Below are 17,911 nucleotides of genomic sequence, written 5' to 3'. Positions count from 1 at the left end.
TTTTTCAATTGTTTTTCAATCATTAAAGATAACTTCACAAAGAATTGCAGTCCCGTCTTTTACAAAGAGATGCACGGTTTTATTCCCTTCAAGGCCTTTTTCAACCTCATTCCGCACTTCCCAGTATTTTTCGGGCTTTACTCCTGCCCTGAGTACAACACTCCCGATATTCTTGCCTTTAAGGAATTTATTGATCTCTTTTGGTTCAAAGGGGCAGACCTTCAGTACTAGGTAATGATTTTTGATCATGGACTGTTTTATCAGGGCATCCGAGGTCAATAAAAGCCTTTTTTTGTCGACTCTGAAAAGCTCAAAACCTCCCATAAGAGGCCCTGCCATCTGCACCATGGATTCCACAAGCTCAGGCAGCAGTCCGGCTGCAACTACCGATGGTTCAGGCTCGTAGGCGTTAAGTTTCATTTTGTCAGTTTCCTTTACCTGCGGGAGCCCATATTTTGAAACCAGCCCTTCGCCTGCAGGCAGAGCTACAGCCATGCGGTCATACTGCTTCAGCCCGCCTAAGTAAAGGGTTAGGCGGTTGAGCTGCCCGTCCAGCGAGATGTATTCTTTTTCGCAGTCAAAAGGAATCCTTTCAGGCGGCATCTGGGGCGGAGCTTCAAAAGCAAAATTTCGGGTTTTTTCGCCGTAAGCAGCCAGTACATTCGGAATGCCAGGCTCAAGGCTTGAGACATGCCTTTCGCTTTCTTCGGCCGGGCGGAAGGGGTCAGAAAAGATTACGTCAACGGCCGGGATCTGCTCTATGACTTTTGGGTCAAGGGCGTCCCCGCAAATGAATTTCACGTTGTCAAGCCCGTACATTGCGCAGTTCTGTTTTGCATACTCGATTTTTTTGGGGTCGATTTCCACTGCATACACGAACTCGCACTGCTGGGCAAAAAAGACGGTTTGCCCTCCTATCCCGCAGCTTATGTCAGCCAGAACTTTACATCTCAAACGCTGCGCCCTGTAGCGGGCAATGGGCTCAGGGGTCGCAAAGCGCAGGCTTTCCTTATCCCCATGCAGGGGCTTCTCAAATTGTTTTCTCCGTGCCACGTCGATCAGGAGTAGTAGATAGTTTATGAGATTTAAAGACGACTGAAAAAAGAAGATTGTAGAGCTTCTGCTCGCTACGCAAACGCTCGCTTTATCCGCGTTCTGTCAGGAGAATACTGGCTAAAAATGCAGGTATTATCACTTTACTTTTATTCAACTTCGGAAATTATCACGACGTAGTTTTTTCCGTATTTTTCGGCACAGGCCGGACAGGTAGTATACCACATGTACCATTTCTTGATTTCCAGGCCCTGGCTTTTTGCGTAGGCTTCAAAGTCCTGGCACCATTCTCCTGTTTTTTTAAAGTCTCCCTCATAGACTTTGCTCAAAAATTTCCCGCCCAGGGTTACGTTTTCGGCACCGTCTACTTCTTTATCAACAGCCAGATAAATATCCATGTTGCTTTCTGAGGTGTGGTCTGACAAACAGAGCCAGTCCGGCATTTCTGCGCCTGCTCTGGCGACTTTCTCGTTCATCCGCGTGATTACCTCTCCAAAATTCAGAGGCATGTAAAACTGCGTGGTAACCGAGTCCTTGATGAACCTTTTATTGTTCCATTCAAACAATTTTCCGTCCCAGGGAGTGGGGTCAAATCGAGGACAACATTCAGGAGTTTCGAGGTTGGTGGTCATAATTTTTCACCCTGTTAAGTAATGACTTTATGTATTATTTCAGGGTTCTGATTTTAATCTTTTTTGTAAAAGTTACTTCCCAATAAAAAATATATTTTTATGTCAATGTTTTATATGTCAATGCTTTATAGCTGATCTCATAGTCGGCTATACGTCTCTCTACAGTGACAGTCACTTCCAGCCTTGAACCATCTGTAGCTATAAACTTTTGTTAGTGGTAAAATATTAAAACCCAAATTTGACAGAAGCGTATATTGTATAATGTCTGAACGGGCTTCATGCTTCTGTTTTCTTCATACTACTCAAAGTTTTATCCCGCATCTTATGATTTTTTGACATTTTTCAGTTTTCCAAAATGTAATGTGTCGATACAACGTGTTTTGTGTAAGAAAATACTGTATTGATTAGTAAAATCTGTCAAATTAAGGTTAAAATCTAAAACTCAAGGGTTACATAAGGTAACCACTTACTAAAAATCTAATTTCCAATCCTGAAAGGAACGATGTATTAGAATATCAAGCTATGACAAAATTTTTGGATTTAATTCGCGTCTTTTAAGGTGGGCTGATATTAAATGGATCAGGTAACACTGGGCGTTCTTTGTATTCATTAATAGGATTGATCTGAAGATACCTGGTTAAATCAGTGTTAGGTCCATTCCATTCCATCATCTGAAGAAGCATTTTTATCCTATCAACTTTGTTAAGCTGACTTTCTTCTTCACCGATCTGATCCAATATGTACTTCTCAAAAGTTTGAATTAACTCCTTTTTCGATTTTTCGGGTACTTTATGTACAGCTTCATGCCATGAATCCCCATCAAACAACTTGCGATATCTCTCATCCCTTTTAGATTCATAAAGTTTAGGTTCTATCTTAATTGCACCCATCCCAAAGGGTTTTCCCATTCCTAGTGAATGACGATATTCTTTTCCTTTTTCTCCAGGAAGTGTCAAAGCCCACAGTAATGTACCCAATTCAAAGTCTCTTAAGTTTTCAAAATAGATGCGGAATGAAAAAATAACTCCTGATTTTATCGGTTTAATTCTCGTATACTGTGTAGGCGACTTTTCAATATTTCTGTCTAATTCTTTTATATCTTCTAATTTTACTTCGCCTTTATGCCAATACATCTTATAGCCACGAATCACAGTATCGTCTGGTGAAGGAGTTGCATAGTGAGCTAAATTTACCTTTTGATCAGGATCATGGAATTTATGCATATCCTGAACTAGATAATGCTGAAATGTCGTAGGCTTGGGGGATGCAAGGATTTTTGGAGTAACGGTCTCTTCATCAAACCAAATACCTTCATCTGCATATTCAACTCTTGCATCCGTAAAAAATACCCTGCCTGCTCTGGAATCTGTTTTTCCATGTATATATCCAAAAATAGCTTCAGCAATGTCTATCGCATTTTCTGATCTGAGGTATTCCGGTACGAAGCCAATCGGACTGTTGATATTTGTTTTTTGAGGGAATATAGCGGGAACTCTAAAATTTGGGCAATGACCAAAGAAGAAAACTTCTCCACCTCTTTCAACATAAAATATTGGAAGCCCTTCGATTAAACAACCTTGGATGTCATTAAAAGGTGGTTCTTTTTGAAAAGGTGTCAGCCCGGAAACATAATTTTTTATTGCTTGTTCATTAATTTTTAGTTCTTCTGCTTCTTCATTCTTCTCCAAAATAATAACATGACTATTTCGATTAGATTGTATCTCGTTATTTGTTTCTAACATATTTCCGGAGCATACAAGGAAACCTTTGTACTTTCCATTTCCGGGAGAACCTAAATCCTTAATATAAGTATATTTATTCCCTTTTTTACTTTCTAATATATCTGCATTAAAGCTGATTTCATGGTACTGAGGTTTATATTCATCATCATTAAGTTTTTTAAAACCATTAATAGCATTTTCGGGAATATTTTTTTCTTTAATTTTCAAATATGCAGTTTTATCTGGAAATCCAAGTTCTAAAGGTCTTTTAGCGGGCTTTACCCACCACTCGTTGCTATGTTTTATCAGATATCCTGCATTTACTTTATTACCGGATTTCCCCAGTATATTTTTATAAGGTTCACTTAGCGGGTCATTTTGTGAAGATGCAACAGCCCTGTATGTCATCTTTGTATCATCTGTTACCCACTGCATTTTTCCATATCCTACAATCTCTACCAACGATCTAATCATTCCGCGTAAGCTACTACCGGGAATTACTGGACAATTTTTCTGCTCACGGTAAAAGAAATGGGCACATTCATTTTTCTGATCATGATCTAATTCATAAAATTTTTTATCTCCGTATTTACTAAAAAAAGAAGGGGTCATAGGACAGCGGACATACAAGGGAGACTCAGTTTTCATGGTACATTTTATGTAACCAGTATTATTTGTGTATGAATCTTGATCTGGTAATTCAGTAACTGTCACCAATTTATCTGGTAAAGGTATAAAATTGTAAGGAGCATATGCCCAAAAAGATTTTTTAGCATTTCTGTCAAAGCGTTTTTTTGTAGGATTTGAATGTTTTGGTAACATTAAACCACCCCTTTTATAGTATCCGCTCTAATACCTACCAGTCGACTGAATTGTATATAGGCCTGACCATCGTCATCGTAATTTATATAATGACGTATCTTAAGCTTCAAGTCCTCTTTTATATCAACTGGGGGAGAATGCCGTAATCCTCCAGATCCATGTTCCCACAGAAAAAAACCATCATTGCTATTCTCTAATCTGGTACCCCATAAAAGCATAGTCTCATCAAAATATTCTATCTCTTGTCCTTGATTATCAATCACCAAGCGGGCTTGCCAGCTACAATAATCAGTTTTCCAAATGAATAATTCACCAGTAGTTCCAAATACCCTTGCCATCTGAAGGGTTTTTGCTCTCAGTGCAGGTCCAAATAATTTAGATGACAAGTGAATCTTATCATCTCTCAATTCACCCCATATTACTCCATCGTCAGCATGAACTAATAACCACTTGAGATCATAAGCTTTAGCCTGTTCCTCAAACCATGCCGTTATATTGCCTCCAAAATCAGCAGGAACACTTAGCGGGAGGATTTTATACTTTAGATTCAAGATCTTTGGTTTCATGCTGCAATACCTCCAATAAAATCACTTACATAATTTTCAAGCCTATCCCTGTCACCTACAATTTCTATCTTTCCATTATTTTTTTTATTGATTTCCCATACATGTTGTATGTTAAAACTTTCTTTATATGTTAGTTTTGCATTCAGTCCACGCAGACGTCCTCTTCCCACACTTGCTTCACCACCTAATGGTAAATCGCCAGTCCATAAATCTTTCAGCAAGAGTAGTAAGAGTCCTATTTGAGCATTTTCTGGTTTTTGGATCTGTACTTTAAATTTAACGTTTGTTCCCTTCTGCTCAAAAATAGGTTGTTCATCAAAAAGTGCTGTAGGGAGAGAGCTACCGGTGAAACGGTCAATCTTAATACGTTGTTGTACAAGATTCAGAGGATTTGTGATTTCGTTCTCAGTTGTTATTAGCTGACTTGCAGAAGCTTTATCTGCAGGAGATTTGATTTCTGGACCAAATAATCTGTTTATCATTTCGCTGGCTTTTTCTTCGCTCCCAATAGTTTTTGTAATACGAAATGCTCTTGCTCTTAATGAACCCGCCAAGCTGGTACCACTTAAAACAGGAATTGACTCTCCGTTTCGGTTTGAATGAAGATGAACTATATCCGGAGCATCGGTTTTATCATACCCTGACCTAATGATCATGGAACCATCAAGAGAAAAAGTGGCATTCATTGTGAAAAGGTATCTTTTATCAATTAGGTTACTTTCATTAATGCCTAGTAAAGTTAAAATGTTCTGACCACGCTTTTCCTCCTTCAGATCCTCATTCAGCCAATTAATTAGCCCTTTAGGAGTTGTTAAGTTGTAGCGGCAGACATTCCATTCTTTTATCTTACAGCTACCAAACCCTCTTCTCTTACGAAAACCTAAAGATATTTCTCCCTTTTCCAATCCTTTTAAAGCAATAGCCAGACCAAGAAGTAGTTTTTCTTTTCTTGTATCTTCTTTCGGGAGCAATAGTTCCATTTCGATAAGGAAACAAGTACCGGCTTCAATCAGTTCAAAATCAAATTTGTGTTTATCTTTTGCTGTTCGAGTCTTATTATCTATTTTTACTCCGTCTCTCAATTCTACTTTTGGTTTTTCACCCAATGAATCATTAACAATAAGTAGACTTTGTTCACCTTCATCGTCTTCCTGATTACCGAATAGGTTCATATATAGTGATTTTTTGTCACCTTGTTGTCCGTAACCATGTTCATATTCCCTCAAATAACTTCGTAAAGCACCGGCTAAAGACGCGCCAGTCAAAAGAGTCTTACCTTCTAATGGATCCACTGCTAATGGGATATCCACCAGTTCATCGTGGTCACCTGCGCCAAAATATGTTGGTGTTTCCAAGATAAGGCTTCCACGGATAATTATTCTGTCTACAATCTCTCGACTTTTCAACCAATGAGAATTATCCATTGTTTACCTCCTTGGATGCTTTGTGAAGAACTGCATCAATTAGACGAGCAGTGTATTCACGAGCTAGATTATCATTTAACTCTGGTTTTATATTTCCTAATGAGGGTAAGTTATTTTTATTAACTTGAAGTGCATCCCAAACACTTTGTGGATTTGCTGTAAATTCCTTAATCCACTGTTCCAGTGATTTTCTTTCAATCTGGGCATTTTGAAACTGATCACTTGCAGTTTTTTTCATTTTATCCAGGTGACCTGTAACTATGGACAAATCATCCTCACTTAAAGATCGACGAACTATCACGCGCATGCGGGACAACTGAGATTTCTTTGGGATGGATTCTTTTGTTATTTCTAATTTGTTAACTGCCTTGATTAAATCTCGATCCAGCTTTTCTTTAGTCATCCTGCTAACAATTCTTTTAGCCAAGCACAAGCTATCCGGATCTTTCATTTCGTAAGGTAAAGTAGATTCTTTTAACTCCCCTTTTTCTGCTTTAATTCCATTTACTTGGTGCCAATTGACAGCAATTCGTCCATACCCTTCTTCTCTTTTTTCTCCAATACCAATAACCTTAAGTGTTTCTAATCGATCAAGTAATTCTGACCTTTTTTCGTAAACAAATACACTGCCCGCTCGAATGGCTAAAACCTGAGGAAGGGGAAGATTCCAAGTATTATTGAAACCTCCTCTTACCCGCGTGCTTACAAAGGTTTTTTTAAGGGACTTAGAGTCTGTGCCTAAAATGGAATTGAGGCTTGTGCTATAAGCTCCAGTATTCTTGTCACGGATAAGAGTATCACTTAAAAGAGTAATTACTACTGTATTGTTTCCTTCGTTGCCAACAGGAGAGTATTCTTCCCAATTCTCAAAACTGTTTATGTTATTGATCTTTACATGTCCATAGCCTGCAAGATGTGATTTCCCAAAATTAAAGACTACTTCTTCTGTTAATAAATTTTTAATCTTTTCAAAACATAATTCATTCTCAGCTAATATAACACTGGAGAAATCTTGATCAGCTTCCAATGCTTGATAACGAAAAATTGTACTTTCTCCAGCAGTCTCTCTTTGTCTATTCGCACGAAAGATATGTATTTGGACTTGATTAGAAGGTTGATATAAAATAATTCCTTCTTCCTCATCGATTTCGAACAAATGACAAAAAGGTTCAGAAACTTTTTTCCAATTTTTTTCAGGATCATACTCTACGTTGTCAGAATAATCCTCTGTGGCAAAGTCATATATTATGTTATCAGGATCGCCTTTTTCTACATGCCATGAAAGAGGAGTAGGTAAAGATCGGCTATAATCTTTATTTGAAGGATAAGCATTTAAGAAGCTTACAGCTCCATCAAAAAAAAGCTCTCTAAATTCAGTGTCTTCCGCATCGATTGAGTACTTCGTTTTTCCTTGGAGATACTTGCCTATCAATGCCCCTCTAATTACACTGCCAGGAATAAATTCAAATCCAATCGCACTGTTTGGATCCCCTCCACTTATATCATTTACCAATAAGGGTTCTAATAAATGTATATTGAAAGTCAATGCTTTCACGGCATCACCTTTTCACAAAATATAGTAAAATAATTTTCAGTAACGTTTATTCCGTTTTCATCACAAAGAACAGCAACAAGTTTACCCCTCCCACGATTACGACCCGTACCAGCTCTCCTGAAAGCTTTTATGCAAGCTGCTAACAAAGGCAGATCCAAACCAGATGGATCTTTTGTAAACGATAATTTCGCCTCAAATGATGTTTCCCTAAGCACTACCCTCATTGAACGTAGAGATCCCTTTTCAGGTGCTCCTGATTTTTCATCAATCGAAGTCTGACGACGAATAGAAGTTAGAGAATTCAGTATATCTTCACTACTTAATCTCATTGAGCTGCGAGATTTTTCGAGTTCGTATGCAACAGATTTTCTCAAATCCACTGGCAAAGTGGCATTACTTATGTGAAGTATAGCTTTATCTGAATCGCTACTTCCTGGACTTCCAAAAAGATGCTTTGAAGATCTATAGAATTCTTCTTGGAATTCCAAGTCATAATTTTGCTCATTTAAGGAAAAAAGGATATTTGCACATTCTTCTTCAAGTAAGCCTTTCAGAGTTCTTCCATTCAAAAAAGGTAATCCGTATTTGTCATGCATCACTTCTATATCTACCAGACCCGCTAAACCGTCTCCCCTTCCAAAAGTCGAGTCACTTTTTGTAGTAAACTTTAACCAGAATGTCTTCATTTTCTGCCCCCTTCAAGCCAAACAAAAAAATCGAGAGCTTCAATTGCATCAAAGCAAGTACAAGTATTATCAACCCAGCCCGTTTTGTCAGAGCCTTCGTTGTTTTTTATTTTAGGGAGTGGTTGTTCTTTTGGAAGCGAATCATTATATATTTTTATGAATTTTTCAACTTCGTGGGGTCCATTACGTAAAGTCTCTCTAAGGCGCATGATTTTGTTATGTTTACCCTCCCATTCTTCACCCTTGAATTTTGAAATGATTTCTTCAAAAGTGTTCCAGGAGCGCCAGTCTATTCCAACAGATTCCCCTAGACGTAATGGACGCATGGTTAAATTGCCACATATTTCTGATGAGCCTTCTTTCCATTTGATCTTATATTCCCGCTTTCTAATGTTCTCAATACTTTCAATTACTCCACCAGAAGCAAAGTGCCAATCCAGGGCAGAAGTTTTTCCTTCTTCAGAGGGGAAGGCTTTTTCTATATCATTTATACGTAATTTTGCCGACTCTGCTAAGTTGTTTGCCAATTTTAAAGCCTGATAAAATGGATAATGGGTTTTTACAATAGCTATCCCAGCTCTAGCGGAGATCGGATATCCATCGCTCAACTTTTTGTCATCTGATGTCAATTGGCGTAACAGTAATTCAGAAAGAGTTAATCCCAATCGACCATCGCAAACAAAAGTTATATCATCGCCACCAAAAACAATTGGTCGAAAAGGTAATTTATTTTGAAACTCTACTACTCCTCCGATTTTGCATTTTCCATCTTCATCTTTTTGAGATTCAAGCAACCTAATTATGGCAGTTCTGATTGCCTTACTACTTGTTTCTTCAATTGAATCCGAAAGAGCACGAATGGAATTTATGTATTCACGGTTGTCTTTCCCATGTCTTTTTGAATATTCGGAAATTCTTTTTCCCATTCCATTTCCATCGATATGAACAACAGCAATGTAACTAGATTCATTTTTGGAACCGATTTCATTGAAATCATATACAAAATCTATACCAAGAGCTTTTTCATCCTTATTTAGAAATTTGTTGCGAAGTCTGTCATTAGATGAACGAAAAAAATCCAATTTTGTAGATATCTCTCTCGAAACCCTAATTTCTTTTCCATCATCTTTTCTAGTCTCTGAAGCTGGAAGACCTGTATACTGACAAGAAGCATTCACCCCAATTCCAAGAAGAGGGGATGAGTAAATATGATTGTATTTTTTTTGTGTTATTTTTTTATGGAGAGTGTCCCTTACTTTTTTTTCAAGGGTATCTAGGCTATCTTTATCCCATATGAAGTTGTTATGAGCGATAATTAACTGTAAGCCTGGTGCTTTTAAAAGAACTTTTTTAGTATATTCTCGTGTAAATTTTTTAGCAATATCCAGATTCTTGAATAAAATAACGGTGTTTCCTCCCCCAGAATAAACAAGCTCTGAATCCAAATTATCTTTCTCAATCGTTTTACTGTTTAATGTTCTAAAATTTAAATCCAGATTAGTTTTTTCTATATTTGTCTTCCCAATCTTTTTCAATTCCTCGTAGACCATCTCATGAGTTACAAAATTAACTAGCCCAGAGGCTCCGATGTTCTGTTTCAGGTTATTGCTTCCAAAAATATAGTCCTGAATTCCAACTGTATCTATAACCGTGACTGTAAATTCTGCCATAAAAAACCTTCTTGTGTTAAGATGTCAACCATTCTTTTAGATACATCGAAAGATTTGGAATCTGTTCAGCACCAAACACCCTAAACTTGTTTTCTAAATGCCACTCTTCCTCAATATCTTTTCTAATTCTTTCAGGACTTGCTTTGGGGTTTGTTTCTGAGGCAAAACATACCACTCCTATTTTTGCTTCATCCCCACCTAGCTGCTGACCGCGGACATAGGCTTCAAATAACTTTTCCTTTACAATATGTTTTTTGCTTGCAGTTGTACAAGAAACTACGAATAATTCATACCCTCTTAAAATAGCCACATCTAACTCAAATTTATCATCGTTGAATTTGGCTCCTAAAATATGATCATGGATTTTACATTCCTCAGCTACTTCTTGAAACGCTAATAGTGCATAGTCTTCCAACCAATTACCATCAAACCATTTAGCCAAATTCTCAACATCTTTTTTCCATTTTTTTGCTAGCTCCTCTAATGTGCTGCAATCTTTCCAAAAATTAGCCAAATTTTCAAATGGCGGATCAACAGGCAAAATTACATTTTTCAGTTCGCGTTTGTTCAGTATTTTACCCAAGTCTTTGGACCTTAATTTATCGTCACACCATTTCCTAAATTCTACAAATAGATCATTTGCCAAAACTTCACAAATCTCAGGCATAAACACTTCTCTTTTATTATCTATTCTGTACCCATGCAAAGAAAAGAGTTCTTCAATTGATGGTTTGACAGATAGACTTACAGGTATTCTTTTTGACGAAGAATCTCTTTTATCTATTACTAATTCCAAGCTACGAGCATCAAGATAACTAAAAACAGAATCTTTATCTGCATCTAAAACGGCCTTATATGCATTTACTGCCATAGCCTTTGTTCCACCAGTGTAGTTTAGCCCAAGTTTTTGTTTCCCTTTTGAGTATTCAATTATTTTTGTGTATATATTTCTGGAGTTTGATTCATCTACAGGAATTTTAGTCCACCTTTCTGAAGGAATGTTAAGTATTGTGATAAGATTATTTGCGATTTGGTCTGTTTTAGAAGTGTGAATTAAGATAATATGGGAAGATGGCTTTGCAAGTAAGTGATAAACAACATAATTTGGTAAAGGATTTGTACCGATCAATAGAAACAGGTAGTCACTTCTATAATCAGCAAATTTGTCAGACTCATTTCTTTTTGCACTTATTATATCCAAAGTTTGAATCCTCCTTTTCAAAGCTATGTATTAAAATAGTCAGAATTGTATTTTCCTCACAGTCCCAAACCCCTTAGCAACCCCCTTTCCCACTCCCATAAAATCCGGAATCAAAAAATTAACTATAAAACCACCTGTAAAAGAAGTAAAATCCATATTTTTGTACTTTGAACGTCTGACTTCCACATCAACATCGCATTTTATGGTATCAGGAACCGTATATCCAAAAGCTTTTGACATGGAGAGCAAATTTCCTACAAGCGTTTTCCTGAGGATTTCCTTTTTTTCTTCAGGGTTTCTGGTCTCAAAGAACTTTTCTTCATTTTCTTTATTAAGGGCAAGCCAGGGAGTGAGAAATTCGTAAAAGTAGAGGTTTTTTGTAAGGCCAAAATCCTGCTTTTTAAGCCTCAGAGACCTTTCAGTGATTTCAAAGTCCTCATGAGGAAGAGTAACCGTATCAAATTTATCAAATAAACCTTTTAAAATTTCTGCTCCTTCATTTATACCAACCACTAAAGGCATTCTATCAAGAACTTTGTACTGCACAAGAGGGTAACGGTAATAATATCTGTCAGTGTTATGGTTGTGGAGCTGATCGTATTCATTGAATTTTGACGCAAAGAAACCACGTATCTGATTTGCGTTCCCTTTGAACTCTTCTGAGCCTTCAAAGGTCATTTCAAGAGTTTTGAGCTTAATATTTTCTGGAGTCATGGGAAATACAACGAATTTTTAATAAGTATCATTTTAATTTAATTTGTATTTATTTTACCCTAAATTACTTGTAACATAAATAAATTTTGATATTTTACGGATAAACTTTTTTACAAAAATAAAACTTTGTTTATATTTAAGTAAACTCTTTTGTCCTTTTGTTAACACTTTGCTCAATTCTTTCAAGCCCAGCCGCGTAATCCGTATGTTTGTAATAGTTTACCCACGGGTCTAAAACTTTAGAAATATTCTTAATAATACTATTATAAGCCCGATTTTTATTTTTATCATCAAAGTTTGATTTTTCTGCGCTTACTATGCTCTCAATGATCTCAATTACCTTCTCAATAGACCCTTCAGTAGGTATGATTTTTATATTTCTCTCCAATCCATTCTCATCGATAATCTCTTGAAAATAGAAGCCCCCGAACTCAAACCCGTTCACTGCATTCCCAACATAGGTTTTTTCTTTGTTAAATTCAAGGCCCACTACATCCAGAACAGCCTCAACTCTGTCAGAATTGATCCATTCCTTTGAAAGGATCACAAAGTCATCTGCAAAACGAACAAGGTGCTCAACCGAATCCCCTTCAACGTTCTTCAGCCCGATTTCAGCCCACTGGTTATCAAACTGGTCAAGATAAAAGTTTAAAAGAAGAGGTGAAATTATTCCACCCTGAAGCAGCCCTTTCCCTGAATATTTTCCGGAACTGCTTTCAACTGAACCTTTTTTAAGCCAGTCCTCGATCAGAGAAAGTATTAGCTCATCTTCAATTCTTGTTTTAAGGACTGTCATGAGCTTATCATGCGGGACGCTGTCAAAACAGTTCTCAATATCTCCCTTCAGGTAATGGATGCTCCCGGTTTCAAGCCATTTGTAAACTTCAAGGCTGGCGAGTTTTGCAGACCTGTAAGCACAGTAGCCGTAGGAGCAGTTTTCAAAATCAGCTTCAAAAATCGGCTCAAGAATGAGTTTTACAGCTCCCTGGACAAGCCGGTCTTTTAAGGTAAGAATTCCAAGCTGCCTTGTCTCACCGTTCTTTTTTGGAATTTCGACTCTTTTCACTTCGCCAGCAGCGTACTTTTCACTTTTAAGTTCTTTCTTTATCGAGCGGATGAAGTTTTCAACCCCTGAAGCCTCTACCTGCTGGATAGTCAGAGAATCAAAACCAGTTCCTTTTGTATTTCTGTTCAAATTCTTCCAAGCGGTGTAAAGAACTTCGTCTTTCAAAATTAGCTTTTTAAGTTTTTTAAACCGCTTTTCAGGATTCCTTTTCGCTTTATTATACAGTTTTAATTGAATTTCGGCCAGTTTTTGCTTCTGAATCTCAGATACCTCCGTAAATGATTCTTAATTTTCAATCATCTACGGAGCTTGATATATTTAGCTGCGAAGAATTCGGCTTTTTTCCGAATTAGAGGTCTTGATACGTGTTTTCTTGGAACTGTTTTTCAATAAAAACAGAGACAGATATCCATAGAGAAAGGTTCAATCCTTTTTTGTGGAGTCTACTTATTGACACTAGACGGGTAAATGATCTTTTCTTTGGAAAAGAGTTTCAATCCTTGTTTTCGTGGAGTCTACTTCTCGACATTTCAGGGATGACTTAATATGGTATCAGAGTACGGGTTTCAATCCTTGTTTTCATGGAGTCTACTTCTCGATATAGAAAATATGAATGATTGTATTAGAGATATAATAGTTTCAATCCTTGTTTTCGTGGAGTCTACTTCTCGACGCTTAGAAATAAAGAGGAGAAATTTGATGAAAACTAGTTTCAATCCTTGTTTTCGTGGAGTCTACTTCTCGACCTAAAAAATAGCAGACAAGTTTGGGAAGAGAAAAGGTTTCAATCCTTGTTTTCGTGGAGTTTACTTCTCGACAGAAACTCGAAAACCAACCGACAAAGTCTGAAATTGTTTCAATCCTTGTTTTCGTGGAGTTTACTTCTCGACTGGAATACAGTCTTCGGTTCAAGAAAGCAAAGAATAGTTTCAATCCTTGTTTTCGTGGAGTCTACTTCTCGACCCTAAATCTGACCAAAGATTGAAGGAGGCAACTCTAATGTTTCAATCCTTGTTTTCGTGGAGTTTACTTCTCGACATAAAAATATATGACGGAAAAGGAAAAGAAATAAGTGTTTCAATCCTTGTTTACGTGGAGTTTACTTCTCGACCAGAGACATGGGCTCTGGTAGATATATCTCCTCAAAGTTTCAATCCTTGTTTTCGTGGAGTCTACTTCTCGACTTTTAATAATCTTTCAGATGCTTACAAGAATCTGGCGTTTCAATCCTTGTTTTGGTGGCTTCTACTTCTCGACGCGATTGAGAACAAAATATGGTCGTTGCTAAATCTGGTTTCAATCCTTGTTTTGGTGGCTTCTACTTCTCGACAGGACCGTTTTCCTGATTTTCAACAAATTCTCTGGAAATTTAGAACCTAAAAACAAACATCAAGAAACTTCTTTTTTGTTTGAACTGTCTAATATTTGAAATATACTTGTTTTTGTTTTGGTTAACTAAATTTGGTCGTCGACAAATAGCTAAAGGGTATATAAGGACGGGTACCATTTAAATTTTTGCATTTTCGCTTATAGGATATCAAAATTATTTATTTGATAATGTACATATGTAATCACTTTTAAAAAATAATTTACGAAGTTGAATATGAAAGATACATTTTAACTTTTAGTTAAATGATGACAGTCTCACACAATTGTGAATTTCATATCTTTGGTCAAAAGAAAAAAGAAGGTGTTCTTTTAAAATACTTCAAGCTAGTTATTTTAAATGTTACTTATTGATATTGCTTTTTTGAAAACTAAAAACTCAAATTGAGTAAAAGCGTGATTCTTCAGGAAAACGGAAGTACAATTTCCAGAATTCGGTTTTTATCCGAACTCTTCGCGAAATAATATTTGTAGATCCATAGGATTAAAAGAATATGGAAGTTACTCAAATACATAGGAGGTAATTCAAGATTCGGTTAATTGTTGATGAATACGGGACTTATATACATAAGAAGAGCAACCGGTTTATTTTCGTTGATAAGACTGAAAAGCTGCTCAAAAAAGGATTTTCGGCAGATAAGGTCTCACAGATTCTTATTTTTTACTCTACAGGTCTTTAAGGTTCTGTAGTTTTTTCATGCATAGTTTCTATTCCTGAGTCGGGAAACTGAAGGATTATTACCTACTCTACGCACAAATAAACGGTGGCCTGGACGCTCTTTTCTTGCTCTTAAACTAACATCTTTAAGGTGATCACCTACCGACACAAGGTCATTAGCATCAACATCTATGGCTATTATTTTTCCACTGTATCGTTTTTCCCATTCTTCCTTATGGGCTTCATAGATATTTTTTGCTTCTACATCGAATTTATCAGGATCTGACATTGTGCTCACCTTTTCGAGTAGTTCTTTGCTGTGAATATGTCTTGTTATCTAAATAATAATATCGGCTCTTAATCCCTGCTTTAGGCATTTTCCGGCTTACAGATATTTTGTTATATAGTCACAAGCCAGATTAAGATATTATTGCCCTATCTTCTTTCATATTACCGTTTTCGATTAAGGTTTAATGTCTGAATTTGCTTATGGATTTATTAGTTTTTAGATAGGCAATGAAACCCGAAACTATGTTTCAATCCTTTTTTCTTTGCCTCTATTTCTTGATTATGTTTTGACAGATGTCAAAAATTAAAAAATTAAAGAGAAAAAAAGTTTAAATCTGAATTTTTGCGGTATTTCGGGATACTTTTACCACTTCCCAACTTTTCCAGCTCAGAAAGCAATATCTTTTGGTTTAAAGTACTCTGGATCAAAATTTTTCCCCAGCCACGCCACTGTATGTTCGTATTCCTCATGTTCAGGGTCTTCCAAGATATCGAGCATCTCTTCATAGCCTCCTGTTCCTCCTATATCTTCAGGGGCTGCTGCTCTTTTTCCTGCAGTGCAGACTGGATATTTCGCTCCTTTTCTTTTCGGAAGGATTTCCTCAAGCCGGACTTTTATCTCCCAGTTGTCCTCGAAATCGTAGGTGTACAGAGCAACCTTATTTTCCGGAGTGAAGTATTTGGAAAGCTTAGCTTTATTTTCCGGTACAAGGGGCTCACAGAAAGTTTCACAACCGTCATCTGTTTCCCCTATTTTTTCAAGTTCACCGGTTTTTGGGTTTTGCACCTCGAATTCATGCAAATGGTAATCTTTCCAGTTCATTACAGTCTGGATAGTCTTATGAAGGTCCAGAAAAGTATAATTTTCCGGAACCTGGATTCGCCGCCAGATTTTAGGACTAATACCTTTTATTGAAAGTTTTAATTGGTATATCTTTTTAAACGTGTCTTTCATACAGTTATTCCCCAGAATAAACGACCGCTAACATCAACTAATTTCTGCTAACGTTCGTTCGCTTCTGCTAATATTAATTAATTTCTGGCAATATTCATTAATTTTTGCTAATCTTAGATACTATTCAATAGTATCCTATAATATTCAATGATATCTAACAATACCCAGCAACATCACAAATTATTTGGTACCATTTGATACTATTCAACGATTTCCATAAAACGGATAAAACCGATAGCATGTATATGAATTTCTTTTATGATGTTTTTATGGCAGGAAGTGATAAAATTCTGGATCGTTTCTAAACATTCGTCTATAGATAAGTCTCTAAAAATTTCAAACCACGTTTCCGTATGTCTCATGTATGAAATGTTGAAAAGCCTATTTCCTGCATATTCCATGCGTGCAAACTTTGTTTCAAAAGATGTAGATATTGCCTGCAGGTCTGGGCATGCGTACTTCGCGCAGAAGTAAAAATAGCTGCGGTACCACTTCGTATAAATATTCATCATGTAGTTAAAGCGCATCTCTTCCGGTGGAGAATTGATGTATTCAGGTTTTAAAAACGATTATTGGAGCTTGCTCGCGAATTTTATATTGAAAATAGATATATTCACAAACTGATAACTATTACTATAAAAGTGTCTTACTTAGTAAAAGTAAAAATCATAATCTTAATTTCTGCTTATAAATCATCTTTTTTCCGTATCCATTATATTTGTGTAACATAATTCTTGTACCGTTGGCTTCTATTTCTGCATATCCAGTAACAGGATAAAACATAAAAAACTTAATTGTGCCACCCCAGCTCCTATGTAATGTTATAGCTTTTAACTTTCTAATTTTAACTTTACCCGATATTACATTATACCTATAATTTCTCTCGTAATCATTACCCCAGTTACCTACACTTGTTACTTTTCCGGTAAATATGCGAGCCATGTTACAGTGTATAACTCTATCTCCAAACGCCTTAACATATTTTGGCTTACTTATTTGGGTTTTATTATTATTTTTACTACCAAATAAATTTTTAAGGAAATCTAGCATTTTCATCGCCTGATATACTTCGCAAAAATATAAAAGTTTCAATCTTTCTCTTTTTTATTGGATCTTGCTCGCGAATAGTATATACACAACTTACTTAAAAAGCATTGCTCACGAATCGAGTTTTCTGAGAATGTATGCCCAAAAGCTGTATGTTTCAATCCTTGTTTTAATGGATCTTGCTCACGAATACGTGACCTATCATGAGCTTTCCAAGAGGACGCCCTGTGTTTCAATCCTTGTTTTAGTGGATCTTGCTCACGAATATATCTAGACGGTGACAATGTAGTCCATATAGTTCCGTTTCAATCCTTGTTTTAGTGGATCTTGCTCACGAATCCCTCAAGTCATGGGAGTTCTTTCTTGACGAGAAGTTTCAATCCTTGTTTTAGTGGATCTTGCTCACGAATAATTTTGAAAGTCTCCACACGTAAAATGATATCTGTGTTTCAATACTTGTTTTAGAG

15 protein-coding genes and 2 CRISPR repeat arrays are annotated in these 17,911 nt (G+C 36.6%); all 15 genes read right to left on the bottom strand.

Annotated elements, in window-relative coordinates:
- Window positions 1-15: 15 nt before the first annotated feature.
- The 15 genes from A9239_RS11440 to A9239_RS11370 all read right to left on the bottom strand — a co-directional run bounded on the left by A9239_RS11440 (window position 16) and on the right by A9239_RS11370 (window position 17,447).
- A complete protein-coding gene (locus A9239_RS11440; protein ID WP_048154136.1) occupies window positions 16-1,053 on the bottom strand; it encodes a class I SAM-dependent methyltransferase in 1,038 nt (345 codons plus the stop codon).
- 149 nt (window positions 1,054-1,202) lie between these two features.
- Window positions 1,203-1,685, bottom strand: coding sequence for a hydrolase (locus tag A9239_RS11435; RefSeq protein ID WP_048154145.1), 483 nt, complete (start codon window positions 1,683-1,685; stop codon window positions 1,203-1,205).
- A gap of 554 nt (window positions 1,686-2,239) precedes the next feature.
- Window positions 2,240-4,228, bottom strand: a complete 1,989-nt coding sequence (locus A9239_RS11430; RefSeq protein WP_052712641.1) for a TIGR03986 family CRISPR-associated RAMP protein — start codon at window positions 4,226-4,228, stop codon at window positions 2,240-2,242.
- Complete coding sequence (csx19, locus tag A9239_RS11425) at window positions 4,228-4,794, bottom strand: CRISPR-associated protein Csx19 (RefSeq protein ID WP_052712642.1); 567 nt, start codon at window positions 4,792-4,794, stop codon at window positions 4,228-4,230. The genes A9239_RS11430 and csx19 overlap by 1 nt, the downstream gene beginning before the upstream one ends.
- Complete coding sequence (locus A9239_RS11420; protein ID WP_048154147.1) at window positions 4,791-6,218, bottom strand: RAMP superfamily CRISPR-associated protein; 1,428 nt, start codon at window positions 6,216-6,218, stop codon at window positions 4,791-4,793. The genes csx19 and A9239_RS11420 overlap by 4 nt, the downstream gene beginning before the upstream one ends.
- Window positions 6,211-7,773 (bottom strand): hypothetical protein, encoded by a 1,563-nt coding sequence (locus tag A9239_RS11415; RefSeq protein ID WP_048154150.1) that lies wholly within the window; start codon window positions 7,771-7,773, stop codon window positions 6,211-6,213. Before A9239_RS11415 ends, A9239_RS11420 begins: the two co-directional genes overlap by 8 nt.
- Entirely contained in the window at window positions 7,770-8,459 is a 690-nt protein-coding gene (locus A9239_RS11410; RefSeq protein WP_048154153.1) for an RAMP superfamily CRISPR-associated protein, read from the bottom strand. Before A9239_RS11410 ends, A9239_RS11415 begins: the two co-directional genes overlap by 4 nt.
- A complete protein-coding gene (locus A9239_RS11405) occupies window positions 8,456-10,129 on the bottom strand; it encodes a hypothetical protein (protein WP_048154157.1) in 1,674 nt (557 codons plus the stop codon). Before A9239_RS11405 ends, A9239_RS11410 begins: the two co-directional genes overlap by 4 nt.
- Before the next feature lie 16 nt (window positions 10,130-10,145).
- A complete protein-coding gene (locus A9239_RS11400) occupies window positions 10,146-11,330 on the bottom strand; it encodes a hypothetical protein (RefSeq protein ID WP_048154160.1) in 1,185 nt (394 codons plus the stop codon).
- A gap of 39 nt (window positions 11,331-11,369) precedes the next feature.
- Window positions 11,370-12,044: a CRISPR-associated endonuclease Cas6 gene (locus A9239_RS11395; protein ID WP_048154163.1), complete on the bottom strand. Its 675-nt coding sequence runs from the start codon at window positions 12,042-12,044 to the stop codon at window positions 11,370-11,372.
- Window positions 12,045-12,180: 136 nt separating this feature from the next.
- Complete coding sequence (locus A9239_RS18380) at window positions 12,181-13,239, bottom strand: reverse transcriptase domain-containing protein (protein WP_141706441.1); 1,059 nt, start codon at window positions 13,237-13,239, stop codon at window positions 12,181-12,183.
- A gap of 291 nt (window positions 13,240-13,530) precedes the next feature.
- Window positions 13,531-14,428: a CRISPR direct-repeat array (repeat unit 25 nt; unit sequence GTTTCAATCCTTGTTTTCGTGGAGT).
- A 763-nt stretch (window positions 14,429-15,191) separates the two neighbouring features.
- Window positions 15,192-15,443: a hypothetical protein gene (locus A9239_RS11385; protein WP_048154166.1), complete on the bottom strand. Its 252-nt coding sequence runs from the start codon at window positions 15,441-15,443 to the stop codon at window positions 15,192-15,194.
- Between the two features lie 387 nt (window positions 15,444-15,830).
- Window positions 15,831-16,397: a plasmid pRiA4b ORF-3 family protein gene (locus A9239_RS11380; protein WP_048154169.1), complete on the bottom strand. Its 567-nt coding sequence runs from the start codon at window positions 16,395-16,397 to the stop codon at window positions 15,831-15,833.
- A 200-nt stretch (window positions 16,398-16,597) separates the two neighbouring features.
- Window positions 16,598-16,924, bottom strand: coding sequence for a hypothetical protein (locus tag A9239_RS11375; RefSeq protein WP_176722131.1), 327 nt, complete (start codon window positions 16,922-16,924; stop codon window positions 16,598-16,600).
- 139 nt (window positions 16,925-17,063) lie between these two features.
- Complete coding sequence (locus A9239_RS11370; protein ID WP_048120507.1) at window positions 17,064-17,447, bottom strand: hypothetical protein; 384 nt, start codon at window positions 17,445-17,447, stop codon at window positions 17,064-17,066.
- Between the two features lie 151 nt (window positions 17,448-17,598).
- Window positions 17,599-17,855: direct repeats of the CRISPR family, unit length 38 nt; unit sequence GTTTCAATCCTTGTTTTAGTGGATCTTGCTCACGAATA.
- Window positions 17,856-17,911: the final 56 nt, after the last annotated feature.

The organism is Methanosarcina sp. A14, assembly GCF_001729375.1.
Lineage (GTDB): Archaea > Halobacteriota > Methanosarcinia > Methanosarcinales > Methanosarcinaceae > Methanosarcina > Methanosarcina barkeri.
This window is presented reverse-complemented; position numbering and strand designations above follow the sequence as displayed.